General features: G+C 37.9%; 21 protein-coding genes. 13 read left to right on the top strand and 8 right to left on the bottom strand.

Annotated features, from left to right (window positions below):
* The 4 genes from ppsA to IQ247_RS16100 form a co-directional block, all read left to right on the top strand.
* Nucleotides 1–1,318 (top strand): phosphoenolpyruvate synthase (ppsA, locus tag IQ247_RS16115; protein ID WP_193921660.1); only part of this gene is annotated, 1,318 nt, incomplete at its 5' end.
* 199 nt (nt 1,319–1,517) lie between these two features.
* Nucleotides 1,518–2,024, top strand: coding sequence for a universal stress protein (locus tag IQ247_RS16110; protein WP_193921658.1), 507 nt, complete (start codon nt 1,518–1,520; stop codon nt 2,022–2,024).
* 61 nt (nt 2,025–2,085) lie between these two features.
* Nucleotides 2,086–2,316, top strand: a complete 231-nt coding sequence (locus tag IQ247_RS16105; RefSeq protein ID WP_193921656.1) for a DUF3796 domain-containing protein — start codon at nt 2,086–2,088, stop codon at nt 2,314–2,316.
* A 713-nt stretch (nt 2,317–3,029) separates the two neighbouring features.
* Nucleotides 3,030–5,750 (top strand): PAS domain S-box protein, encoded by a 2,721-nt coding sequence (locus IQ247_RS16100; protein WP_193921654.1) that lies wholly within the window; start codon nt 3,030–3,032, stop codon nt 5,748–5,750.
* 416 nt (nt 5,751–6,166) lie between these two features.
* Here IQ247_RS16100 and IQ247_RS16095 read toward each other — a convergent pair whose 3' ends face one another.
* The 3 genes from IQ247_RS16095 to IQ247_RS16085 all read right to left on the bottom strand — a co-directional run bounded on the left by IQ247_RS16095 (nt 6,167) and on the right by IQ247_RS16085 (nt 8,671).
* A complete protein-coding gene (locus IQ247_RS16095; RefSeq protein WP_193921652.1) occupies nt 6,167–7,300 on the bottom strand; it encodes an SAM-dependent methyltransferase in 1,134 nt (377 codons plus the stop codon).
* Nucleotides 7,301–8,183: 883 nt separating this feature from the next.
* On the bottom strand, nt 8,184–8,444 hold the full coding sequence (locus IQ247_RS16090) for a DUF1816 domain-containing protein (protein ID WP_193921650.1): 261 nt from the start codon (nt 8,442–8,444) through the stop codon (nt 8,184–8,186).
* On the bottom strand, nt 8,441–8,671 hold the full coding sequence (locus IQ247_RS16085) for a hypothetical protein (RefSeq protein ID WP_193921662.1): 231 nt from the start codon (nt 8,669–8,671) through the stop codon (nt 8,441–8,443). The genes IQ247_RS16090 and IQ247_RS16085 overlap by 4 nt, the downstream gene beginning before the upstream one ends.
* A gap of 331 nt (nt 8,672–9,002) precedes the next feature.
* Here IQ247_RS16085 and IQ247_RS16080 point away from each other — a divergent pair, with 331 nt between their 5' ends.
* On the top strand, nt 9,003–9,485 hold the full coding sequence (locus IQ247_RS16080; RefSeq protein ID WP_193921647.1) for an adenosine-specific kinase: 483 nt from the start codon (nt 9,003–9,005) through the stop codon (nt 9,483–9,485).
* Nucleotides 9,486–9,597: 112 nt separating this feature from the next.
* Here the strand turns inward: IQ247_RS16080 and IQ247_RS16075 are convergent, their stop codons facing one another.
* Together IQ247_RS16075 and IQ247_RS16070 are read right to left on the bottom strand one after the other, a co-directional pair.
* A complete protein-coding gene (locus tag IQ247_RS16075) occupies nt 9,598–10,077 on the bottom strand; it encodes an Hsp20/alpha crystallin family protein (protein ID WP_193921645.1) in 480 nt (159 codons plus the stop codon).
* Between the two features lie 246 nt (nt 10,078–10,323).
* Nucleotides 10,324–11,052 carry a dienelactone hydrolase family protein gene (locus IQ247_RS16070; protein WP_193921643.1) on the bottom strand — a complete coding sequence of 243 codons (729 nt, stop codon included), beginning with the start codon at nt 11,050–11,052 and terminating at the stop codon, nt 10,324–10,326.
* 224 nt (nt 11,053–11,276) lie between these two features.
* Between IQ247_RS16070 and IQ247_RS16065 the strand changes: the two genes are divergently transcribed.
* From IQ247_RS16065 to IQ247_RS16030, 8 genes are all read left to right on the top strand, one after another.
* A complete protein-coding gene (locus IQ247_RS16065; RefSeq protein WP_193921641.1) occupies nt 11,277–11,978 on the top strand; it encodes an Hsp20/alpha crystallin family protein in 702 nt (233 codons plus the stop codon).
* 101 nt (nt 11,979–12,079) lie between these two features.
* The gene (locus IQ247_RS16060) at nt 12,080–12,793 is read left to right on the top strand and encodes a GerMN domain-containing protein (protein WP_193921639.1); all 714 of its coding nucleotides are present in this window, start codon (nt 12,080–12,082) and stop codon (nt 12,791–12,793) included.
* Nucleotides 12,794–12,808: 15 nt separating this feature from the next.
* Entirely contained in the window at nt 12,809–12,982 is a 174-nt protein-coding gene (locus tag IQ247_RS16055) for a hypothetical protein (RefSeq protein WP_193921636.1), read from the top strand.
* 373 nt (nt 12,983–13,355) lie between these two features.
* Nucleotides 13,356–16,100, top strand: coding sequence for a cation-translocating P-type ATPase (locus IQ247_RS16050; RefSeq protein ID WP_193921634.1), 2,745 nt, complete (start codon nt 13,356–13,358; stop codon nt 16,098–16,100).
* 318 nt (nt 16,101–16,418) lie between these two features.
* Nucleotides 16,419–16,955 (top strand): peptidoglycan-binding domain-containing protein, encoded by a 537-nt coding sequence (locus IQ247_RS16045; protein ID WP_193921633.1) that lies wholly within the window; start codon nt 16,419–16,421, stop codon nt 16,953–16,955.
* Between the two features lie 659 nt (nt 16,956–17,614).
* Nucleotides 17,615–18,241, top strand: coding sequence for a CP12 domain-containing protein (locus tag IQ247_RS16040; RefSeq protein ID WP_193921631.1), 627 nt, complete (start codon nt 17,615–17,617; stop codon nt 18,239–18,241).
* Between the two features lie 179 nt (nt 18,242–18,420).
* Nucleotides 18,421–19,305, top strand: a complete 885-nt coding sequence (locus IQ247_RS16035) for a DUF8173 domain-containing protein (RefSeq protein WP_193921630.1) — start codon at nt 18,421–18,423, stop codon at nt 19,303–19,305.
* A gap of 112 nt (nt 19,306–19,417) precedes the next feature.
* Complete coding sequence (locus IQ247_RS16030; RefSeq protein WP_193921628.1) at nt 19,418–20,248, top strand: DUF6920 family protein; 831 nt, start codon at nt 19,418–19,420, stop codon at nt 20,246–20,248.
* Between the two features lie 10 nt (nt 20,249–20,258).
* On the opposite strand, the gene IQ247_RS16025 is transcribed toward IQ247_RS16030, so the two are convergent.
* From IQ247_RS16025 to argJ, 3 genes are all read right to left on the bottom strand, one after another.
* Nucleotides 20,259–21,815 carry a phytoene desaturase family protein gene (locus IQ247_RS16025; protein WP_193921626.1) on the bottom strand — a complete coding sequence of 519 codons (1,557 nt, stop codon included), beginning with the start codon at nt 21,813–21,815 and terminating at the stop codon, nt 20,259–20,261.
* A 60-nt stretch (nt 21,816–21,875) separates the two neighbouring features.
* Nucleotides 21,876–22,169: a hypothetical protein gene (locus tag IQ247_RS16020; protein WP_193921624.1), complete on the bottom strand. Its 294-nt coding sequence runs from the start codon at nt 22,167–22,169 to the stop codon at nt 21,876–21,878.
* A 439-nt stretch (nt 22,170–22,608) separates the two neighbouring features.
* Entirely contained in the window at nt 22,609–23,922 is a 1,314-nt protein-coding gene (gene argJ / locus IQ247_RS16015) for a bifunctional ornithine acetyltransferase/N-acetylglutamate synthase (RefSeq protein ID WP_193921622.1), read from the bottom strand.
* Nucleotides 23,923–23,984 lie beyond the last annotated feature (62 nt).

Raw genomic sequence — 23,984 nt, 5'->3', positions numbered from 1 at the left:
TCCATTAATACCTCTTCTCACCGGACGCAGTGTAGGCTCAGCCATAGGACAAGGTAAAGCTAAAGTAATTACTAACGTCAATAATTTGCATCTGTTTAAAGAAGGAGATGTACTGATAACAAACCGTACTGACCCAGATTGGGAGCCAATAATGAAAAAGGCTGCCGCTATAGTAACCAATTCTGGTGGTCGCACTTGTCATAGCGCGATTATTGCTAGAGAATTAGGGATTCCAGCAGTAGTTGGTTGTGGAGATGCCACTACAACTTTAACAACTGGACAAGATATCACCGTTTCTTGTGCTGAAGGTGAAACAGGTAAAGTTTACCAAGGTTTAATACCTTATGAAGTAGAAGAAATACATTTGGAAAAATTACCCCATATCCCCACAAAAATCATGATGAATGTGGGTAATCCGGAAGAAGCTTTTGGCTTAAGTGCTATACCTAATGATGGTGTAGGACTAGCAAGAATGGAATTTATCATCGCTAACCATATCAAAACGCACCCATTAGCATTAATTAAATTTCATGAGTTAGAAGACAAATTTGAAAAATCAAAAATCTTTGAATTAACTCGTAATTACGAAGATAAAACCCAATTCTTTGTAGATAAATTAGCACGAGGAATCGGAACAATAGCCGCAGCATTTTATCCCAAACCTGTAATTGTCCGCTTGAGTGACTTCAAAACTAATGAATATTGCAATCTTTTAGGCGGAAAACAATTTGAACCCCACGAAGAAAACCCCATGTTAGGATGGCGGGGTGCTTCTCGTTATTACGATGCACGTTACCGCGAAGGTTTTGCTTTAGAATGTCTGGCAATGAAACGGGTACGTGACGAAATGGGTTTAACCAACGTGATTTTAATGGTTCCATTTTGCCGTACTCCCGAAGAAGGTCGTCGTGTTTTAGCAGAGATGGCTAAAAACGGTTTAATCCAAGGTGAAAACGGCTTACAGGTTTACGTAATGTGCGAATTACCTTCTAATGTTCAGTTAGCCTCGGAATTTTGCCAAGTCTTTGACGGTTTTTCCATCGGTTCTAATGATTTAACACAGTTAACTCTGGGTTTAGACCGAGATTCCCAATTAGTAGCCCATTTATTTGATGAACGTAACGAAGCAGTCAAACAGATGATAGCCCAAGCCATAACCACCGTCAAGCAACACGGACGAAAAATCGGTATCTGTGGACAAGCACCCAGCGATTATCCCGAATTTGCTCGCTTTTTAGTAGAGCAAGGTATTGATTCTATCAGTCTCAACCCAGATTCGGTATTGAAGACGCTTTTGGAAATTGCTTCACTTACTTGAGTTGACAGTTGACAGTTATCAACCACCAACTCCTAACTCCTAACTCCTAACTCCTAACTCCCAACTCCCAACTCCCAACTCCTAACTCCTAACTCCTAACTCCTAACTCCTAACTCCTAACTCCTAACTCCTAACTCCTAACTCCTAACTCCTAACTCCTAACTCCTAACTCCTAACTCCTAACTCCTAACTCCTGATTATGTTTAGTAAAATTTTGGTTTCTATTGACAATTCTCAAATGAGTACACAGGTTTTTGAACGAGCTGTGTTTTTAGCAAAATGTTCAGGTGCAAGCTTAATGTTGCTACACGTTCTATTTCCATCAGATGAAGTAGATGAAGATTATATTGAACCTTTATTTATTGCAGAATTGCAAACTGAAACTTACCCTTACCATAAAAATTTGAAAAATTGGGCAGAACTCAAGCAAAGTAGAGAAAATTGGTTGCGTTCTTTGTGTGATTCAGCAAATTCTTCTGGTGCCAAAACTGAATTTATTCTCAATACAGGTGAACCAAGTCGAATGATTTGTGATATGGCTCGTAGTTGGGATGCTGACCTGATTGTAATCGGTCGTCGCGGTCGTCGCGGTTTGAGTGAATTCTTTTTGGGTAGTGTCAGCAATTATGTACTGCATCATGCACCTTGTTCTGTGATGACAATCCAAGCACCTGCTTTTTCCAATACCGAAACATCTCAAAATTAAGAGGTGGAAGTTTCTAATTAAAAATTAGTAGTTGAAAATTCCAAATTGGAGATTAATAAAAATGGGTAGAGTAAACAAAAATCAGTTTTGGCTTGGTTTTTTGGGGTTTCTAGGATTTCTAGGATTTCTAGGTTTTACTCAGGATTCCCCTTGGCTGCTGTTCTATTTTACATTCTTTTCTTTTTTTAGTGCTTTTCGCTATCTCAGAGAAGAATTCAAGTATCTGGGACTCTTAGGAATAGTTGGCTTTATCATCGCAATATTGGGTGTGTTGGGTATTATTTCCATCTAATTCTGCGTCAAATCAGTTAATAGTTAATAGTTAATAGTTGAATTTTAAATTGTAAATTTTGAACTGAAAATCATTATGTCTAAACTATCAAATATTTGGAACATTAAAGACAGGAATTTTCCCACAAATGGTACAAATGAGGAAAAAATCAAATCTGTTAAAAATAACCTAATTCTTGATTAATTCCTGATTATTTATAGTACCAACAAAAAATATAGCGGTTTTCACTTGGGTGTAATACAAATTTACCTCACCCCCCCCAAAGCCTCCCCTCTCCAAGGCATCGGAGAGGAGAAGGGGGTGAGGTTTTAGTGTATTGAACTCAACTGAAATTTGCTATATTCATCAAATAAATCTCAGCTTTACAAGTCAACTCTTCTTTACAAGAATTAACAAAAAAATACCACCTATAAGAAACTAGTCTCTAGCAGTCCACCAAGGGAACTTTGCCTGGGGTTTATGCAATTTTACACTCACTACTCCCTGACCCCACGAGTACTATAAGATCAGCAGCCTTTATTATTAAGATGATATTGGCGATCGCGCGCGATGAAACTTGAAGTATCTGAGATATATTTTTTGTCTTACTAAATTTGTTACTAAATTTGTTACTAAAAATATTTACAAATAATATAAGTTATGATTAGATTAAAGCTTTCCAGTATAATCCCTGTATTAATTTTCCCCTAAATTTGTTCTGAGGCATTTAAGCTATGCATTTTAATGCCGAAAATGTTGATTTGCTTGCTTTAAGTAAAGTAATCAATACAACTCCAGCAGAAGACTGTTTTCGATTGTTGATCAATCACGTACCTGTAGGAATATTTCAAACTGATAATCAAGGAAAATGTTTATTTGTCAACCCGCGCTGGTTAGAAATTACCGGAATTTCTTCAGAAGAAGCGATGGGAGAAGGTTGGGCTAAGACTTTACATCCTGAAGACAAAGAAGAAGTTTTTTGCCAATGGTATGATGCAGCAGCCCAAGGACGAGAGTTTGCAATGGAATATCGTTTCTGCACGCCGTCTGGTAAAGTAACTTGGGTATTTGGAAATGCTGTGGCGATTTATAATCAAATGGGAGAGATTAGGGGATATTTAGGAACTCTTACCGATATCACCCAACGCAAGCAGGTAGAAGAACAACTACGACGCACCGAAATGCTGCTGCAAGAAGCGCAAAGAATCGCCAAAATGGGCAGTTGGTCTAGTGATTTGACTACAAATGAAAAATGGTGGTCTGAGCAATACTACCGAATCATTAACTTGAATCCCGGTGATGTAATGCCTGATGTCGAAACTCTGATAAATACAATCGTACATCCGGAAGACCGCGATCGCATTTATCAGATGGTAATGGCTTGCATTGAGCAGGGTATCCCTTACGAAACTGAAGTTCGCTTTTTACGTGCCGATGATAACATCGGTTATGTATTTATGTGTGGCAGGGTAGAACGGGATTCTCAAGGAAACTTACGTCGTTACTATGGCATTACTCAAGATATTAGCGAATATAAGCAAATAGAATTAGAACTGCGTGAAAATAAAGAACGCTATTGTTCTGTTGTCAAATCGATGCATGAAGGTATAGTAATTCAGCAAGCTGATGGTAGTATAATTTCCTGTAATGCCAGTGCAGAAAGAATTTTAGGGTTATCAACCGAGCAAATAAAGGGACGTACTTCTGTAGATCCCCGCTGGAAGACAATCCATGAAGACGGTTCTCCCTTTCCCGGTGAAAATCATCCAGCAATGATTGCGTTGCATACGGGTAAACCTTGTTCGGATACGGTGATGGGAGTTCACAAACCAAATGGAGAACTCACCTGGATTTTGATTAATTCCGAACCGCTATTTTTACCCGGAGAAACTATTCCTAGTGGTGCAGTTACTTCGTTTTCTGATATTACCCGACGCAAACAAGCCGAAGAAAAAATTGCCGAACAAGCGCAATTACTCGATATAACTACAGATGCAATTTTAGTTAGAGATTTAGACGGATATATTTCATATTGCAACCGCAGCGCCGAGCTAATATATGGCTGGAAAAAACAAGAAATCATCGGCAAGACAGCCAACGAGCTTTTATATGCAGAAATTTCATTAGAATTAGAAGAAGCACTTCACAAAGTTGTTGAAACTGGTTCGTGGCAAGGAGAATTGCACAAAGTTACTAAAACAGGTAAAAATATTATCGTTGCTAGCCGTTGGACATTAGTCCGTGACGAAGCCGGAAACCCCGAATCAATCCTGACTGTAGATACCGATATTACCGATAAAAAGCAACTGGAAAATCAATTTCTCCGCACCCAGCGCTTAGAAAGTCTGGGAACTTTAGCAAGCGGTGTCGCTCACGATTTGAATAATATACTCACACCGATTTTGGCGATCGCGCAACTGCTACCGTTAAAATTGAGCAGCCAAAATCCAGATTGCAGCGAAATGCTGGTGATGTTAGAAAACAGTGCTAAACGTGGTGCCGATTTAGTTAAGCAAATCCTCACATTCGCTCGCGGTAATGAAGGCAAGCGCACGGTATTACAAGTCAAACATCTGTTGAAAGATATCGAACAGTTTGCCAAAGGAACATTTGCCAAATCAATTGCAATTCAAAGAAATCTACCGCAAGACCTATTGACAATTTCCGCAGACCCAACTCAAATATATCAAGTATTGATGAATTTGGTTGTCAATGCTCGCGATGCGATGCCGAATGGTGGAACAATAACTATTGCCGCGCAAAACCAGTATATTGATGAAAGCTACACCAGAATGAACATCGAGGCAAAAGTTGGTAACTACGTTGCAGTCATAATTACCGATACCGGAACAGGTATTCCTGCAAAAATTATCGAGCGCGTTTTTGAACCGTTTTTTACCACCAAAGAACCAGGAAAAGGGACAGGATTGGGTTTATCAACTGCGATCGGCATTGTTAAAAACCACGGTGGTTTTATAGAAGTAAGCAGTAAGTTGGGAAAAGGTAGTCAATTCAAAGTATATTTACCTAGCACCCAGGAAACCACAATCGAAGCAACAGAAGAAAATGCAGTGCAAATCGGCAACTCAGAACTGATTTTAGTAGTAGATGACGAACCAGCAATTTGTGAAATTATTAAAACTACCTTGGAAAGTCATAATTTTAATGTGTTTACAGCGGTTGATGGGATTGAAGCGATTTCAACATATGTTCAAAATCAAAAGAAAATTCACCTTGTATTAATAGATATGATGATGCAAGAAATGGACGGAGCAACAGCCATAATGACTTTACAACAGCTGAACCCGCAAGTTCAAATTATTGCCATGAGTGGATTAGCTTCTACTGAAGCCTTAATCCAAGCCGCAGGTACTGGAATTCAAGGGTTTTTAGCTAAACCATTTACGAAGTCGGATTTGTTGAATACTATCAATGGGGTGTTAAATAGTGACTAGTACAGCACGGCGTAAATCAAGCAACCATTTAAAATGCTTGAAACCCTTATCCTATAATATTTTTGACTTTTGACGAACGCGCAGCGGTACTAGTAGTCTATTTCATTAAATTTAAATGTTTGTAGTTGGGCTTCAGCCCTTAATTTGAGCGATAAATCGCAACTACGAACCCATCAGAACTAATGAAAAGAACTACTAGTCAGGAGTTATGGATTGAATTTTAGATTTTGAATTGTCTCTCGAAGCCTTTATCATTCAATCAAAATATTTTTTCAGTTATTTTCGATACAGTTGCAAAAGATAAATTTGATATTTTAGCGGTGATACTTTAGTGTATATACTTATTTTTAGGTTTTTAATGTGATTAATTGTACTGACAAAGTGAGCAGTTAAAAATCACAGAAGTCGGGTTTTTACTAATGACGAACCATTAGATACTGACCATTACCATTGTATTCTCCCTGGCAAGTCGCAAAAATCGTTCCTAGCATAAGTAAATAAAAACGCCATATCCTACGGAATTTCTCATAGTCCATACCATAATCTAGGGATTTGATAGTCTCTTGATAATGGTCAAATCTTTGTAACCACATTGTCAAAGTTTTATGATAATTCATCCCATTTATATACCACCGATCGACTGTTTTTAAATCGCGATTATGGCTCGGAATCGCATCATAATTCCAGTAACGACCGTGAGGGAAAATGTACTTGTGTGTAAAACCCGATGACATATGATTGGGAATACGGACAGTGATAATATGAATAAATACTTTGCCATCACTTTTGAGAAAAGAGGCTAATTTCTCAAGAGCATTTGTCAGATTTCCAATATGCTCAAAAACTCCGATTGAAAGAATTTTGTCAAATTTTTCAATAAATTTTACTTCGTTAAAATCACCTTCGTAAAGAGTGAATCGATCTGAACTCAGGTAACTTTGAGGGTTTTGCATTTTGTGACGTATATACTCGCATTGTCGATGACTTAAGTTCAGCCCTGTAAACCGTACATTGGGGAACTTCGACATAATGTAATTAGCCACACAACCCCAACCACAGCCTAAATCTAAAATATGGTCGCCGTCAACTATCTCTAGTCGCTCAATCACCTGATCAATCATGTGCATTTGGGATTGTTGTAAATCGGTAGCTCCATCTTCCCATAATCCCATACTGTATTTCGGATAAATAACTTGCCAATCCCCCAACATTAGATTTAGCATCTCTTGGGGTAAGTCATACTGTATCTTCATCAGTTCTTGCGAAGATTCAGCCAGAGAATCTGATTCCTTTAATACCCATTCGTAGGGAGCCAACAAACCGGGACAATGTTGAAATAAAATAGGCATCGACGTGTGCAACAGCCTTTGAAACATTGAATCCGGTATTTCTAAACCATTAATATAGGCGAATGCTAATGCCATTTGAGTCGTATTAAAAACTCTGGCTATTCCTCGCGTTGCTTTGTAGGCAATTGGAGTTTTGAGAGACATATCTCCCATAATGGGAATATACTGTTGGATGTCTGAAAATACATTAGTAGAAGTCATTTGATTTATCTCTAATTAGATTAGAATTGTTGTTTCTAGCTGAATGTCACGCTTGTGAAGTTATACCTTTTAGAGGATGTTTGAAAACTCTAAATTATTAATAGTGTTGGCGAATGCAATATGTTCTGCGGACAAGCGGAGCAAACGCGGCTACACAGACAAAACCCACCTCCGTGAGTTTAAAATCCTGATTTTTTTTAGTCTGCTGCCACGGCGGACTTCGCTTGTGTACTAGCGAATTATATTCGCCCAATACTTTTCAAACATCCTCTTAGCCAGACTGCTTTTCAGGTTCATGCCTGTAAACTCATCTGTGGAGGCTCTGACTTCTTTAGACTTGATTCAAGACGACAGCCCACAAAAATGCGTTTCTAGCCTCCAGGCTAGGAACAAGACCACATAAGAGTTTTAAGTTAACATAATTATATAAAAGAAAGAAGTGCAAAAAATCTATCTTCAGGATAGCTGCCCCCAGCTAAAACACACAGATAGATTTTTTGCACTCATAGAAATAGAAAGGAACTTCTAAGAGGAACATCTTCAAAAACCAGATTTAATCAACAAATTGACATCAATTTTATTACTGTTTATTGCTCTTTTTATTACACCTCCTCTGATGGCTGATAAATTATCGTTTCTTTCTAAAGTATGATTTAAGCAAGGATTATCTCTAAAAATAGTACCATTAAGGTATTATCCAAAAGAGATAGCAGCTTCCAGAGAGCAAGCCGAATTTTTTTTTACTCTTACCTATAAAAATTACCCCAAAAATGTGAGAAACTTGTGAGGAAAACTAAAAATATTCAAAAAATCATTTTTTCAATAAATAGCTTTAAGAGACGGGGCGTATTGCTACGTCTCTACATTATTAACCGTTATTAAATCATTCTTCCTCGTAGATAGTCAAAGTTTTTGGTTTACACTTCTTAACAGAAGCCGAGATTCCCAAAGCTTTTTCCTCAATCAAATCTTCCACATAACCATCTTGATTAAGTTTAGCTTCTTGAGGATTATCAAAAGGACCGAAGTAATAAATACATTTGGGTTGATCCGTTTGAATTTTGATCCAATACGGTGTATTTGAATTATTGAAAAAAGCAAAATTCTTTAAAAAAGAAAGATTATTTAAAAGAGGAAGATTCATGGCAAATTGTACTCCTGAATTATTTGTCTAGCTATTTTTAAGATTGCTTGATATTCTTCGTCTGTTAATTTTTTACCCGTCTCAATACTTTTATCCGCTGACTTACCTACATCTATAGCGGTAAATATAGCTTTTTGAAATAAGTCTGGAGACAGATATATTTGACCGTCTGTAATAGAAATAAAGTTAGTGGGAATCGCCGTTTTCCCCGCTAACTTGTATCTCACAATCAACTCTCACTGTTCTTTACCCATAGGAATTAGGGCATCCTTTAAACCAGTTTGTAAAGGTTCCTTGACTGGAGCGCGGTTGATAATTAGTGGGGCTTTTCGTTCTAAAGAACGATGTTTGGTAATTTCAATACTTTTTCTAAAGCATTACCCATGACACATCCACAATTCTAGTCAAAGTGCCTTTTCTACTCTCGTTTCCATTTGATACCGGAGATAACACCTTCACAATTTCCCCATAATGTTTTTTTACTATAAAGAAAGATTATGTTAACGGAAAATCAAAAACTTAACAATGTTTTTTACTTAATTGAGATTTAGATAGATTATGAAAATCCAAATAGTTGCAGTAGAAATTCCGGAAGATTGTAACATTATCATTGGTCAAAGTCATTTCATCAAAACAGTTGAAGATTTACATGAGGTGATGATTCAACAAGTAACACAAGTTAAATTTGGATTAGCTTTTTGTGAAGCATCAGGAGATTGCTTGGTTCGGCTGTCGGGAAATGACAAATTTTTACAAACAGTTGCTCAGAAAAATGCTTTAGCGGTAGCTTGCGGACACTGCTTTATTATTTTACTTAAAAATGCTTATCCGATGAACTTTCTCAATACTATTAGACAAGTTCCTGAAGTTTGTACTATTTACTGTGCTACTGCTAATCCGGTAGAGGTAATTGTTGTAGAAACTGATCAAGGGAGAGGTCTTATTGGCATTGTTGATGGATTTTCTCCCAAAGGTGTAGAATCTTCTCAAGATATGATAGAACGCAAAGATTTTTTACGTCAGATTGGATATAAACTTTGATTTATCTGATTGAATATATTTAATCAAATTCTTGGTAAGAATTTAAATATATAAAAGACGTTGCAGTGCAACGTCTCTACATTATTATGATGTGTTAACAATTAACAATTATTTATTTGACATCGATTTTCACGGTTTTATGTTTCTCACCTTCAAGTTTGGGTAACTTAAGGCTAAGAATACCATTTTTGTATTCTGCTTGCACTTTGTCATTTTGAACGTGAGATGGTAAAGGAATATTTCGCTCAAATCTACCGTAGTGGAATTCCGAGCGTATCATACCTTTTTCTTCTGTCTTTGTTTCCGATTTGCGTTCTCCGCTAATAGAAACAGAGCTGTCTGTGACTTCAACACTCAAATCTTTAGCTTCCATTCCTGGAATTTCTAATTTGAGCCGAATGTCCTCAGCAGTTTCTTCCATTTCTGCCGAAGGTATATAATTGAGTGCAGAACCTCCGTTACCACTTGGTATTAACCGTTCCATCAAGCGATTCATTTGCCGTTGCATTTGATCTATAGTCCACATTGGCTCTCTAGAAAAAGGTTGCCAAGTTTCTATTTCTTGAAAAGGTTCCCAACGAGTAATTGGCATAACTTTGCCTCCTCCGGATTTCTTATTTCAAGGTTTTGAAATCTTTCACTTTAAGAGTAGAAAAAAAATTTGAGGAAGTTGTGAGGAAACTAATCATAGAAGTCGGCTTTTTAAGATAAATCTTTCTAACACCCTGATAATCTCAGTAAAAACCCGACTTCTTACCCCCCATCAGGATAATCATAGAAGTCGGGTTTTTAGGATAAATCTCTCAAAACCAGATAATCCTCTTAAAAACCAGACTTCTCAAGACATTTGATACCAGGGTACGGCATGAACATAAAGTTCTTGCTGTTGAGGTAATGAAAGATAATAACTAAACCAGCTACAAGCTAAACGAGCAACTTCATCTAAAGCACCTGGTTCATTAAATTGTTGAGAAGCGCCAGGGATAATTTCTAGCTGTTTTTTCGATGCTTGAATATGAGTGAAGGCATCTTGATTCATGGCAATTAATGGTAAGTCATTTTCACCCACAATCAGTAAAGTTGGAGCTTGTACATAATTGAGAACATCTGATGTTAAACAGGTTTCTCCACTGCGGGAAACTATTGCTCCTACAGACATTGGACGTTGTGCTGCTGCAATTAATGCTGCTCCTCCACCAGTGCGATCGCCAAAATAGCCGATTTTGAGATTACTGGTACTGGGGTTATCAAGCAACCAATCAGTGACACCAATTAATCTTTTTGCTAAAAATTGCACATTACTACTGCAATGCTTGCTGCGTAAATCGATGGCTTCTTCTTCACGAGTTAGTAAGTCTACTAATACAGTTCCAACCCCTGCTGTTTGACGCAACACATGAGCAAGGTAGCGATTGCGAGTACTGTAACGTCCAACACCGTTACCATGTGCAAATATAATAATGGAACGAGCATTTGATGGTACTACTAATTCAGCCTGCAATTTTACAGCACCGATTGCAATTGAGGCGATTTGTTCTTGAACATTGCTTAAAACATTACTAATCATTGTTTTACCCTCCGAAATCCCCATTTATGATGTGAGTCTCAAAAATTTTTATTTATCTATTTTTATTTATAGAGAAATAATTTGAAGATTTTGTGAAGATGCAGTTTTTTGTGGGTTTGGCTTGTCCTCACAAGTTCCTCAAATTATTTTCCTAATTTAAAAATAGAGCCAATAATATTGGCTCGCTAAGCAAAGTCGTTATCGCGATCGCAGGGAGCAAATATATGTCTGAAAAAAACTGGCATCTACCCAAAGAAATAAATCATCTACGCCATCAGATGAATCATTTATTTGATGAGTTGGTTCATGGAAATACACAAAAGACTAATAATCATGCTTTAAATTCTATTCCTCAAGTAGAAAATGCAACATGGCAACCAGCGATCGAAATCAAAGAAACAGATTCATGTTTGATTTTACAAGTCCAAGTACCTGGTATAGAACCGAAAGATTTGGAGATTCATGTAAGTAAAGATGCGGTTTCTATTGCTGGGGAGCATGAAGAACAAAAAGTTCATTATGAAACAGGAATATACCGTTCTGAATTTAATTATGGTCATTTTCAACGCATAATACCCTTACCTATATGTGTTGAACACAAACAGGTAAAAGCCGAAATTCACAATGGACTTTTAACTTTAAATCTACCAAAAACTCATACAGAAAAACATGATGTCATCAAAATTGATTTGACTATGGAAGAGAGAGCAAGAGAAGCAATGGCTCAACAGCTTCAACATCAAGAACATATCCAAGAAACAATGCACTCTCGTACTGCTTCAGAGTTAGAAAATCCTAATCATGCTGGAATTACAGAACAAGCAAGAGTTGAAATGATAAAACAACTTCAGCATGATGAACTACTAGAAGAAAATATGCATTATCGCACAGAATCGGAACTTGATGCATCTTCTTCTAGTAGTTGAATAAAAATACCAGAATATACAGGGTGTTTTCTGTTTTGATGAGGTATTGGGGTCAATTTTCAATCAAATAATTTACTCATCAAAAGTGTAGGAGAACAATTATGAAAACCCAAAATACCCGTCCCGTTCAACAAAATATCTTCATCATTTACATACTATTATTACTAAGTTTAGTTGTGAGTGTGGTTTGGTTGAATGGGTTAGATTCTAATGGAAATTCTACTTCTACAGAAACAATTCCCACTCCCACATCTGAACAAGTCAAAAAATCACCCATATCGAAAAACAACAATACAGTTCCAAAACCAACTATCCCATTTACAATTCCCAAACCAACAGAAAAATTAACTGCAAAACAAAATCCACTCGTTGTAGAGTTACAGCCAAAAGCCTATTTCTTACAAGTTGAAGGTGAAGAAATAAACTTAGTTCCACAACCAGTTACTATTGGAAAAGGAACATCAAAGGAAGTCGCATTACAGCAAACTTTAAATCACCTTTTGAGTAATCACCAAAACAATCAATTTAGTTCGACAATTCCCCCAGGAACTAAATTATTAGGGTTACAAATTAACGAAACAGGAATTCATGTCAACCTATCCGATGAATTTCGCTATGGTGGTGGTTCAAGTTCAATGATTTATCGTGTAGCTCAAGTACTTTACACTGCTTCAAGTCTGGATTCCGAAGCTAATATTTACCTTTCTGTTGAAGGTGAATTGTTAAATGAAGAAAATCCCCTTGGTGGTGAAGGAATAATTTTAGCAGAACCGTTGACAAGACAACAATTTGTCAAAGATTTTTCGATTAATTAAAATGGAGAATTTATTATGTCTATTACATCTAAAACTCGGCAAATGATTAAATCAATTGTAGAAATTCCCCAAAAATTGATTAATTTGACTACCAATGGAGTAACTAGAATTTTTAGCCCCAGCGATGATGACTATCCAAAATCGGGAGTACAACCCTACGAAGGTGATCCCACCAAGAGTAGGGATTAGGGAATAGGGAATAGTCAACAGGCAACGGGGAACAGTAGACATCTCCGAAAAAGAATGTAGAGACGCGAAATTTCGCGTCTCTACAAGGTTTCTGGATGACAGTTGTTTTGAGCGTGTAGTGGGATATTTGACTATCCCTTTTAAGCAAGTCTTAAAGAATCTGCCTCTTTTTAAAGGGCAGAGTGTCAAATCCGCATTACTCTCCATTGAGATTCCCTATTACCTATTACCCATTCCCTTTTAATTCACTTTTGAATCACATTTGTTTATAATATTAAATGCAAAGGCTCACTGATTAGCTAAAAACTACAACAACAGCTAATAGTCTTGAATTTACACTGCCAATGCTAAATATTAGATAAAAGCAAATAAGATGACAGCAACATCCCAAGAGATTATTAGATCAACTCAATGGCATCATCTGTCTGTAGAAGAAGTAACTCAACATTTAGATACTCATTTAGAAACTGGTTTAACTTCTTCTGTTGCAGCAAAAAAACGAGAACATTTTGGTGCAAACGAACTCAAAAGCAAACCTGGAAAAGGTCCATTGTTAAGATTTCTTTTGCAATTTAACCAACCTTTGTTATATATCTTATTAATTGCCGGTGCAATCAAGGCATTTTTGGGACAATGGGTGAACGCTGGGGTAATCTGGGGTGTTACTTTAATTAACGCCATTATTGGTTTTGTGCAAGAATCCAAAGCTGAAAGTGCGATCGCAGCTTTAGCTTCTTCAGTAAAAACCGATGCAACCATCATTCGCGATGGTCAAAAAATGCAGATTCCATCAACGGAGTTAGTACCAGGAGATATAGTACTACTTGCTTCTGGAGATAAAGTACCCGCTGATTTGCGTTTGGTGCAAGCACGGAATCTACAAGCTAATGAATCAGCACTCACAGGTGAATCAGTTGCAGTTGAAAAAAATCCGCAACAGCTAAATCTAGATGCAGCTTTAGCAGAACGCACGAATATGGCTTATGCTGGTAGCTTCGTAACTTTTGGCACTGGTAAGGGTGTTGTTGTTGCGATTGGAGATGCTACGGAGACAGGACGCATTTCCCAGTTAATGGAGCAAGGAAACGCTCTAAAAACTCCATTAACCCGCAAATTTGACAAATTTAGCCGTACTTTACTCTACATAATTTTAGGAATAGCAGCATTGATGTTTGCTGTGGGGCTGGGATATGGCTACTCTTGGGCAGAAATGTTTGAAGCTGCGATCGCCTTTGCTGTGAGTGCGATTCCGGAAGGATTACCAGCAGTAGTTACGGTTACACTAGCTATCGGTGTTTCCCGTATGGCGCGTCGTCATGCAATTGTTCGCAAATTACCAGCAGTGGAAACCCTCGGTGGTGCTACAGTCATTTGCTCTGATAAAACTGGTACACTAACTGAAAATCAGATGACAGTACAAGCAATCTATGCCGGAGGTGAAGATTATACTGTTACTGGTGTAGGTTATGACCCCCAAGGAGAAATTTTACTTGATGAAAAACCAGTAAACTTGGATGATTCATCTGTTGTTGCAGAATGTATCAAAGCTGGATTGCTATGTAATGATTCGCACTTAGAAAAAAAAGACCAGCAGTGGCAGGTGATTGGCGATCCAACAGAGGGAGCATTGGTAGTAGTTGCCAATAAAGTTGGATATGAACGCAATAGTTTAGAACAGGAAATGCCCAGATTGGATGTTATCCCCTTTGAATCTGAGTTCCAATACATGGCGACTTTGCATTCATCCCACAATCGCAACTCAAGACTTAAAACTATCTACGTTAAAGGTTCCGTTGAAGCAATTCTCAAACGTTGTCAACAAATGTTGAATTCCCAGGGAAATGTTGCTCCTGTAGATGCACAAAGAATACATCAAAAAGTTGATGCAATGGCGAATCTTGGTTTACGGGTATTAGCCTTTGCCAAAAAATCCCTCTCAGATGGAGAAACCTTAAATGGAACATCTTTAGAACATACAGATATTGAAAATGATTTGATTTTCTTGGGATTGCAGGGGATGATCGATCCGCCAAGAGCAGAAGCCATCAAAGCTGTGAAAGCCTGTCAAGAAGCTGGTATTCAAGTAAAAATGATTACAGGCGACCATGCGGTAACTGCCCAAGCCATTGCTGAAAGTATGGGCTTTAATAACAATCGTGAAGTTCTGGCTTTCACAGGAAACCAACTTGCTCAAATGGAAGAATCAGAACTTGCCACAGCGGTAGAAGATGGGGCTGTATTTGCCCGTGTGGCACCAGAACAGAAACTGCGTCTTGTGGAAGCATTACAATCCAAAGGCGAAGTTGTAGCCATGACAGGGGATGGTGTCAATGATGCACCTGCTCTGAAACAAGCAGATATTGGGATTGCTATGGGCGGTGCAGGTACAGAGGTGGCAAAAGAAGCCTCTGACATGATTTTAACCGATGATAATTTTGCCTCCATCGAAGCAGCAGTTGAGGAAGGGCGCACTGTTTATCAGAATTTGCTCAAAGCGATCGCCTTTATTCTCCCAGTTAATGGTGGTGAATCGATGACGATTTTGATTAGTGTACTGCTTGCTAGACAATTGCCGATTTTATCTTTACAAGTTTTGTGGTTAAATATGGTTAATTCTATTGCCATGACTGTACCTTTAGCTTTTGAGCCTAAGTCTGTTGGGGTGATGCAAAAACCACCCCGGAACCCACGTGAACGGTTACTTTCCCCAAGTTTAGTTAAGCGTATCCTGGCAATTTCTATTTTTAACTGGATTTTAATTTTCGGCGTATTTGAATGGATACAACAAACCACAGGAAATATAGATTTAGCTCGAACAATGGCAATTCAAGCTTTAGTAGCAGGAAGAATTTTTTATCTTTTAAGTATTAGTCAATTAGGAATTGGTATTTTCAATAAACTTCGTGGTATCAATCATCAAGTTAGGGATGCCTCAGCAATTGGAATTGGAATTGCTTTAACTATAGTTTTGCAAATAATTTTTAGTCAATGGAATTTAATGAATCTGTTGTTTTCTACTGCACCACTGAATTTAAATCAATGGTTAATTTGCTTGGTTGTTGGATTGCCAATGATTCTAGTAACTATGGTGGTAAATCGTTTTGACCCCATTAATTAGAGTTAAATTATTAAAGCAATAACGTCATGGGAGAAAAGCAGCTTAGAAATTAGAGGATTCCTATTAACGCAGAGAGACGCTAAGGTATACGCAGAGAAACGCAGAGTTTTTACTGGTATGTGATTAAATATTTTTTTACTCACGGATTCCTCACAATCTTTGTTTAGATTAAAAGTATAGAGAAGATGATTTCAAGGGTTTCAATGTTTTCTCTAAGATGAGTTAATTAAATTATTTTTATGTAGGAAATTAACTCGTCTATAACCCCACTGCATTGTATTAGAAACCTTAATAAATACATTGAGAGGAAAGAAAATTATGCAACTTCAAGAAAGAAATGAACAGGAAAACAATCACCTGATTGATGTAAATAATCTTCCTACATTTTCCATCGCGGAACTAACATCAACGAGGTTGAGTAAACCAACTTTAAGAAAGGGAGATACTGGAGAAGCAGTTGAAGAACTGCAAAAACTCTTGAAATACTGGGAACTTTATTATGATGTAATCGATGGTATCTTCAGCGAATATGTTGAATGGGCTGTCAAAGCATATCAACATCGTGTTTACTTGGAAGAAGATGGTATCGTCGGTTCATTAACTTGGAAAGCACTTTATAGCGGCGCTCCTCCTGTTCCACCTATCCCAGTTCTCAGTCGTGGTAGTACTGGTAAGTACGTGAGAATGGTTCAAAGAACCTTATCACTACACGGTTACTATAGCTTTAATATAGACGGTGATTTTGGTTCAATTACAGAAGTAGCAGTGAGAAAATTCCAATTGGATATGGCTTTACCTCAAGATGGAGTCGTAGGTCCTCGGACTTGGCACGCTCTGAGTAAAGTATATCATTAGAAATATCCTGTCTAGTTCTGTTCTAAGTCAATGCTTGGATAATACAGATTCATATACAAAAGCGGCGTTAGTTATTCAAGCATATGAAACTTTTGATTACAAAAAGCAATCGTGATTTTCCTGAAGAATCACGGTTGCTTTTAGCTATGTAGTTATCCTGGATTTCTCACAAATAAGTGGTAAGCTTTGAGTGGCGGATTGATGTTCCCACTACTCACTCCAACTTCCTTCTTGTTTGTGAGAAATGCGGGTTATCTGTATCCAAAAAAAGCTCAATTAATTGTTAATTTGCTTTCGGAACACTCACAACTTCCTCAAATTATTCTTATATAACAAAAACAGAGGGTTCAGAGGTGATTTAATTTTAATGAAACAACGATTAAGAAGTCGGGTTTTTGACTTAAGTGCTTAGGCAAAATTAATTATATATTGTCCGAAGCGAGGAACGAAGCATAAGCCCTCCGGGCAGGCTGAGTCCCAAGCGACACGCTAGGCGTTTACGCAGTATAGCGAAGCTAAAGCCAACGCAAGGATTTCAACGTTTCGGAATGTCTAATTAATTTTGCACAACTACTTAAATATCTGTAACACAAGACAATTTTTATAAAAACCCGACTTCTCACCTTCCCCAAACAAAGAAAATACCACAGAGGTGGATTATGTTGAGAGCAGCAGACATTATGACTACAGATGTTGCCACTATTCGCAGTTCCGCAACTGTGGCAGAAGCAGTTAAATTAATGCAATCAAGAGGATGGCACGCATTAATTGTAGAACGTCGTCATGACCAAGATGCCTACGGCATTATTACTGAAGCAGATATAGTTTATAAAGTAATTGCTTTTGGTAAAGACCCTAGCAAAGTACGGGTGTATGAAATAATGAGTAAACCCTGTATAGTAATCAATCCTGATTTGGGTGTGGAATATGTAGCGCGGTTGTTTGCCCAGTATCACTTACTCCGCGCACCCGTGATTCAAGGAGAATTGATGGGTATAATTTCGCTAGTCGATATCATTAATGAAAGTAAATTTCTGGAGTTACCTAGGGTAGTGGTATTAGAACAAGAACTCCAGGATGCAATTAGAAAAGCCCGCCTTGCTTGTAGTCAAACTTCTCCTCGCTCCGAAGAATGTGCCGCAGCTTGGGATATTGTCGATGAACTACAAGCTGAGTTAGCCCATCAAGAAGCCAAAAAAATTCCTAAAACAGCTTTTGAAGAATATTGCGAAGAGTTTCCAGAAGCAATGCAAGGACAGATGTACGATGATTGGTGCAGCGGTTAATCAGTTAGGGGTTAGGAGTTAGGGGTTAGGAGTTAGGGGTGAGGAGTTAGGGGTTAGGAGTTAGGGGTGAGGGGTGAGGGGTTAGGAGTTAGGGCTGAGGAGTTAATAATTTTACATCTTCCTTCTTCTTCCCTTGAGACTTTATAGAAATTCAAACAGCTATAAATCAGGAATCAGCCATGAAGTATTTGAGAAAAAACTGGTTATATTTGGTATTAATCTCAATTTTGAGTGCTATTTTATTTTCAACAATGGCTTTGGCACAGGCTGACATCAATATTAACAACGATAATATTATCCGAGTAGGCGGTGATGTCAGGGTTACGAAGAATACAGTTGTAGAAAATGCTCATGCTATCGGGGGAGATGTAACTATTGAAGAAGGTGCAAGAGTCAGACAAACGGCGATCGCCATTGATGGAGATGTAATTTTACAAAGAAATGCCCGTGTTGATGGTGATGCTTATGCAGTGGGAGGTGAAGTAATTGCTGAAGAAGGAGCTAATATTGCTGGTTCCTCCGGTACACTTAGCGGATGGGGAGTTTATGGTGCGAAAAGAAGAGGAATTAATAGCTTTGTAGTCCGATATTTTTTTGGTAGTGCTTTTCATATCTTTAAAATCATTTTAGGCGCTATTTTCGGTGTTTTAATTATTAAGTGGCGACCTAATTTTCTACCTAGTTTAGCAACTATCCTGAATCGATATCCTCTACAAAGTGGTTTATGGGGTTTAGGTGGTTTGCTCGCCGTAATTGTATCAATAATTTTGTTAACAATTACCTTAATTGGAATTCCGTTATTACCCTTAGTTGGTTTGATGATTTACGTTGCAGTGATACTCGGAACTCTCGGTGTAGCGCTGTGGCTGGGAGAACAAAGTATGAAAGAAACAGAAAAATCGACCGTACAAAAATTTCTGATCGGAATGCTAATTTTAGGTTTAATCGGTTTAATTCCATTATTAGGCGGATTAATCATGTCAGTAGCCAATATTTTTGGTTTGGGTGTATTACTGTTTTACTTATTAGATAATCGTCGTGATAGAAAAGTGCTGGATAATTGATTCCTACATTTTAATAAATATCTGATAAATAGTCTCAATAAGCCATAAAAATATCACGATTTATTCACATTTTTGGTTTAATTTAATCATTAGGATATTGTGAAAAATCAAAATGATTTTGAAAATTTTAATAGTTATTACTGCATTAATTGCTTTCTCATTAATCGCTCTTTATCTTAATTTTTTAACAGAGCGTAAGCAAGTAAATAAAATTTGGCATTCTTTAGAAACAAGTTCGAGTAATAATATTTTTACTACGGAAATGGTTGCAGAATTGCCGCAACCCGTACAGCGTTACTTTCTCCACGCAATTGAACCAGGAACTCTCTTAGCTAAATCTGTAAAATTGAAAATGAATGGTAGTTTTAGGTTATCAACAGATAAATCTTGGCTACCCATGGAAGCCGAACAAATTATCCGCGCATTCAAAGGATTTGTTTGGCAAGCCAATATTGGTAGCGGTTTAATTAAATTTATCGGCGGTGATTATTATTTTAATAATTTTGGTCGAATACGGTTTTCTATATGGGGAATTATCCCAGTTGTAAATGCTCATAATCAAGATATCACTCGTTCTAGTATTGGTAGACTCGTGGGAGAATCTTTCTGGCTACCTTCAGCTTTATTACCACAAAATTGTGTAAGTTGGCAGGTAATTGATGATAATACTATTGAAGCAAATATGAAAGTTGATGACGAATCTGTTACCCTAACATTTGTTATAGACTCAAACGGTAAGCTGTTAAAAATGTCTTTACCGCGTTGGGGAGATAAAACTGAAGATGGTAGCTATACTTATATTCCTTTTGGTGGAGAAGTCTTAGAAGAACGGACATTTGGAGGATTTACAATTCCTTCTCAAATAAATGCAGGTTGGTGGTTTGGTACAGACAAATATTTTGATTTTTTCCGCGCAAATATTGAACAAGCAGAATTTTTTTAAATCTCAATGTTTATATCTTAAATCCTTCTGATTGAGGAATATTTACTTGGAACACTTTGTTATCTTCGTGACAAATCTGCTGAATAATATTACGTCCTGACATGGCAACTACTGGCAAGCTTCCACCCGGTTCTACCCACTGCCCAACCATGTAAAAATTACTTAAATTTGGTAGAGTTTTAGGTATACCAGAAATCATCATTCCCATTGTCTGTTTAGTTAGCAACCAACCACAACTTGAACCTTGCCAATTCCCCGTATAGCGTTCGTAGCTCATTGGTGTAGCGACATCAATATATTCAATATCAGCTTTAATACCGGGATAAAACTCTGCTAATAAATCAATTAAAATACCCGATTCTTGGATTTGCTCGGCATCATAAATTTTTCTTCCGTAAATTCGCTGCCAATAATCATATGATGTTTTCAACATTACGATTAAAACTGACTTCCCCGGTGGAGCTAACGAAGGATCAAAGCAGTAATGTTTTACACTAATTTCCCTGCACTCCTCACCAGCAATTACTACTGGTTGATTTAGTAAATAAGTTACCCAGTGGGGTTCTTTTGACAAATCGCGGTTAACACCCAAAGATACTTGTAATTGCGAGTGTACAGGGAAATAACCGTCATAAAGCATCTCCATTTCTTCGTCTACGTATTCACCCCGAAGTAAGTCAAACAATGTACCGCGTCCATCACAAGCAGAAATAACGCGTAAGCGAAGCTTTCCGAAGGAATCGCTTTGATATGATTCGTTATTATACAGTCGCACACCAATTGCTGTATCGTTCTCCACTAACACCCGTTCGACTTGAGAATTATAGTAAATTTGACCACCTAATTCCAAATAGCGCTTTTCGATGGCACGAGCAAACTCCAGGGATGCACCTAGAGGAAAACCAGCATTTTTATTGTACATATATGCTAATAAGGACATCCCCACCATCACCGGAATATCTTTCCATGCAAACATCTGGGGAATTGCTTTACGTAAAAACGGGTCTTGAAAACGTTTAGCAAAATCTTCCGCAGAGATTGTACCCCATTTAGCTAAGGTTCCCATGAACGGGAGCATTTTTCGACCTAAATTCCACAAATCTGCAATTCCCATCAAAGCTTTGGGTTTTTGTTGGAGTAATGATAAATCGAAGCTTGTCAAAACCCGAATCCCTTGACAAAAGGTGTTAATTAATTGACTATCAACAGGTGAAAGTTGTTTGAGATGTGATTCCAATTTGTCGGGGTTACTGTAGACAATGAGGGTTTTACCTCCCGATTCGCTAACACGTATTAATTCATCGTGATTAACAAATCGTCTACCTTGAACTGCTCCCAGTTCTTCCCACATACTATAAAATGGTTGTCCTTTCCCGGAACCAAACAAATAATGAATGCAACCATCAAAAACATATCCGTTACGGTTCCAAGCAGTACACAAACCACCAGGTAAATTGTGCATCTCAAATATTTTGGTGCTGTAACCATTCATTTGACCATAGCAACCTGATGCTAACCCGGAGATACCCGCACCGATAATTATGATATCGGTCGAAGAATTTTTCATGACCGCATTTTATTGATTAAAAAATTTTACCAAAAAAATCATTAAGAAGATAAGGAAATATTAGAGAAAACTCATTACCACAAAATAAAACACAATTAAAACAACCAGTATATAATTTCCCCAAGGTTTTTCGACATTTTCTTCTTCTAATAATTCAGGGTGAAAATTATTTTTATGAGAAAATTCTGGAGAATAAGTTTTTGCTTGCTCTTTTTCTAAATAAGGAAAATTTTGTTTAATTTCTCCAACTTCTTGGTCTATTTCTATTAGTTGTTTTCGTAAACTTTCAATTTCATTCTTAATTGTTTGTAATTTATATAGTTCAGCTGCTGAATATTCCGGTTGTATTTTCATTTTGATGCTCCTAAAAGATTTTTAAGTGAAAATTATCAGCTAGATATGGAATTTGAGTGAGTTTTAGTGTGAAAGTAGTTTTCCAGAAGCAGATGAAAGCTGATGATTTTTAGAGTAACAATTAAGTTTGAGGAACTTGTGAGGAAATACAAAACTCATGTCCTGTTAAACATTTGTAATTTAGTCCGTGTCATTAGTTTTGCTGGGTTCGTAGTTGCGTTAGCGAAGCGGCTGCTTAGCAGCTTTTATCGCTCAAACCAAGGGTGTGTATCCCAACTACAAACATTTAACAGTTATCAGTTATCAGTCACGTTTATATTTGGGAAAGTTTAAGTCCCCCACCCTTGAAGGTGGGAGCGCGTCTTCTGTATTGGTTTAAATAGAACACCATACTAGGAGTGTTTACTGTTCACTGATTTAAAAGTAATGGCATGAACTACTATGTTGTATACTCCGCATTAATCTTCACGTAATCGTAACTCAAATCGCATCCCCAAGCTTTACCTGCACCCGAACCATTCCCAACACTCACGTCAATTATTACCGGATTATCTATCCTTTGCGTATTTAACGTATCTCGAACAACGGTTAAATCATTGCTATTATTAGTCGCGACAAAATCTGAAGGTAAAGAAGATTCCGCTGCTGTTTGTTTTAAATATGCACTCGCTGCTTTTCGATCAAATTGCAGCGGTTGTCCTTTTTCCATTAATAAAAAATCCCCCATTTGAATTCTTAAATCACTTTGCTCAAATGGTACCCCAGCACGTCCAGCAGCAGCAGCAATTCTTCCCCAATTTGGATCGCGTCCAAAGATTGCAGACTTGACTAACGATGAACCAGCAATGGTTTTAGCTATTTTCAACGCTGATTTTTCATCCAATGCACCGCTGACTTGCACTTCTATCAAACAAGTTGCACCTTCACCGTCGCGGGCGATCGCCTTTGCTAAATGCTGACAAACTGCGGTTAACATTGCTTCTAATTTCTCAGCTTCTGCACCCATTTCAGTAATTGCTGGGGTACGAGATTGTCCGTTAGCTAAAGCAATTAAACTATCGTTAGTACTAGTATCGCCATCGACGGTAATTGCATTAAAACTCTTGTCAGCAGCACGACTCAACATTTCTTGCCACAACCCAGGGGAAACCGCAGCATCGCAAGTGACAAATGCCAACATTGTCGCCATATTTGGATGAATCATTCCCGAACCTTTCGCAATTCCGCCGACTCGCACTGGTCTATCATGTATAGTTGTTTCTAAGGCAATCGATTTTGTCACTAAATCTGTAGTAATTATCCCCTTTGCGGCTGCATCGGAACCAGTTTCCGAAAGCGCTTCCACTAACTTGGGTATACCCGTTTTCAAAGCATCCATCTTAATTCTTTGTCCAATCACCCCAGTTGAAGCCAGCAACACCGACTTTGAAGAAATATTCAGCACTTGCCCCAAAATCATCGCACTTTCCAGCGCATCCAACCAACCTTGATTACCCGTAGAAGCGTTAGCTTGTCCCGCATTACAGAGAATCGCACGAGCGCTTTGGGCTGCAAGCAACCGCTGACGACAATAATCTACACAAGCCGCACTCACCTGGGAAATCGTGAACACACCTGCGGCGATCGCCTCTACATCTGAGACGATTAATGCTAAATCTGGCGCACCTGAAGGTTTCAGCCCTGCGGCGATTCCAGATGCTTTATATCCTTTCGGTGCTGTAACACCACCACTTATTTCTCGCCACTCACTCATTACTCTTCCCCTACATTTTGATCGCCGCAATAGTACGGGGATTATATCAATATATTAGTCAA

The sequence above is a fragment of the Plectonema cf. radiosum LEGE 06105 genome (assembly GCF_015207665.1).
Classification (GTDB): domain Bacteria; phylum Cyanobacteriota; class Cyanobacteriia; order Cyanobacteriales; family Nostocaceae; genus Rivularia; species Rivularia radiosa_A.
The sequence above is the reverse complement of the archived record's forward strand: the minus strand, read 5'-3'. Positions and strand labels throughout refer to the sequence as shown.

Coding starts and splice junctions, on each gene's coding strand:
- IQ247_RS16110 (WP_193921658.1), top strand. CDS start 1,518: ATGTTTAGTAAAATTTTGGTTTCTATTGACAATTCTCAAATGAGTACA.
- IQ247_RS16105 (WP_193921656.1), top strand. CDS start 2,086: ATGGGTAGAGTAAACAAAAATCAGTTTTGGCTTGGTTTTTTGGGGTTT.
- IQ247_RS16100 (WP_193921654.1), top strand. CDS start 3,030: ATGCATTTTAATGCCGAAAATGTTGATTTGCTTGCTTTAAGTAAAGTA.
- IQ247_RS16095 (WP_193921652.1), bottom strand. CDS start 7,300: ATGACTTCTACTAATGTATTTTCAGACATCCAACAGTATATTCCCATT.
- IQ247_RS16090 (WP_193921650.1), bottom strand. CDS start 8,444: ATGAATCTTCCTCTTTTAAATAATCTTTCTTTTTTAAAGAATTTTGCT.
- IQ247_RS16080 (WP_193921647.1), top strand. CDS start 9,003: ATGAAAATCCAAATAGTTGCAGTAGAAATTCCGGAAGATTGTAACATT.
- IQ247_RS16075 (WP_193921645.1), bottom strand. CDS start 10,077: ATGCCAATTACTCGTTGGGAACCTTTTCAAGAAATAGAAACTTGGCAA.
- IQ247_RS16070 (WP_193921643.1), bottom strand. CDS start 11,052: ATGATTAGTAATGTTTTAAGCAATGTTCAAGAACAAATCGCCTCAATT.
- IQ247_RS16065 (WP_193921641.1), top strand. CDS start 11,277: ATGTCTGAAAAAAACTGGCATCTACCCAAAGAAATAAATCATCTACGC.
- IQ247_RS16060 (WP_193921639.1), top strand. CDS start 12,080: ATGAAAACCCAAAATACCCGTCCCGTTCAACAAAATATCTTCATCATT.
- IQ247_RS16055 (WP_193921636.1), top strand. CDS start 12,809: ATGTCTATTACATCTAAAACTCGGCAAATGATTAAATCAATTGTAGAA.
- IQ247_RS16050 (WP_193921634.1), top strand. CDS start 13,356: ATGACAGCAACATCCCAAGAGATTATTAGATCAACTCAATGGCATCAT.
- IQ247_RS16045 (WP_193921633.1), top strand. CDS start 16,419: ATGCAACTTCAAGAAAGAAATGAACAGGAAAACAATCACCTGATTGAT.
- IQ247_RS16040 (WP_193921631.1), top strand. CDS start 17,615: ATGTTGAGAGCAGCAGACATTATGACTACAGATGTTGCCACTATTCGC.
- IQ247_RS16035 (WP_193921630.1), top strand. CDS start 18,421: ATGAAGTATTTGAGAAAAAACTGGTTATATTTGGTATTAATCTCAATT.
- IQ247_RS16030 (WP_193921628.1), top strand. CDS start 19,418: ATGATTTTGAAAATTTTAATAGTTATTACTGCATTAATTGCTTTCTCA.
- IQ247_RS16025 (WP_193921626.1), bottom strand. CDS start 21,815: ATGAAAAATTCTTCGACCGATATCATAATTATCGGTGCGGGTATCTCC.
- IQ247_RS16020 (WP_193921624.1), bottom strand. CDS start 22,169: ATGAAAATACAACCGGAATATTCAGCAGCTGAACTATATAAATTACAA.
- argJ (WP_193921622.1), bottom strand. CDS start 23,922: ATGAGTGAGTGGCGAGAAATAAGTGGTGGTGTTACAGCACCGAAAGGA.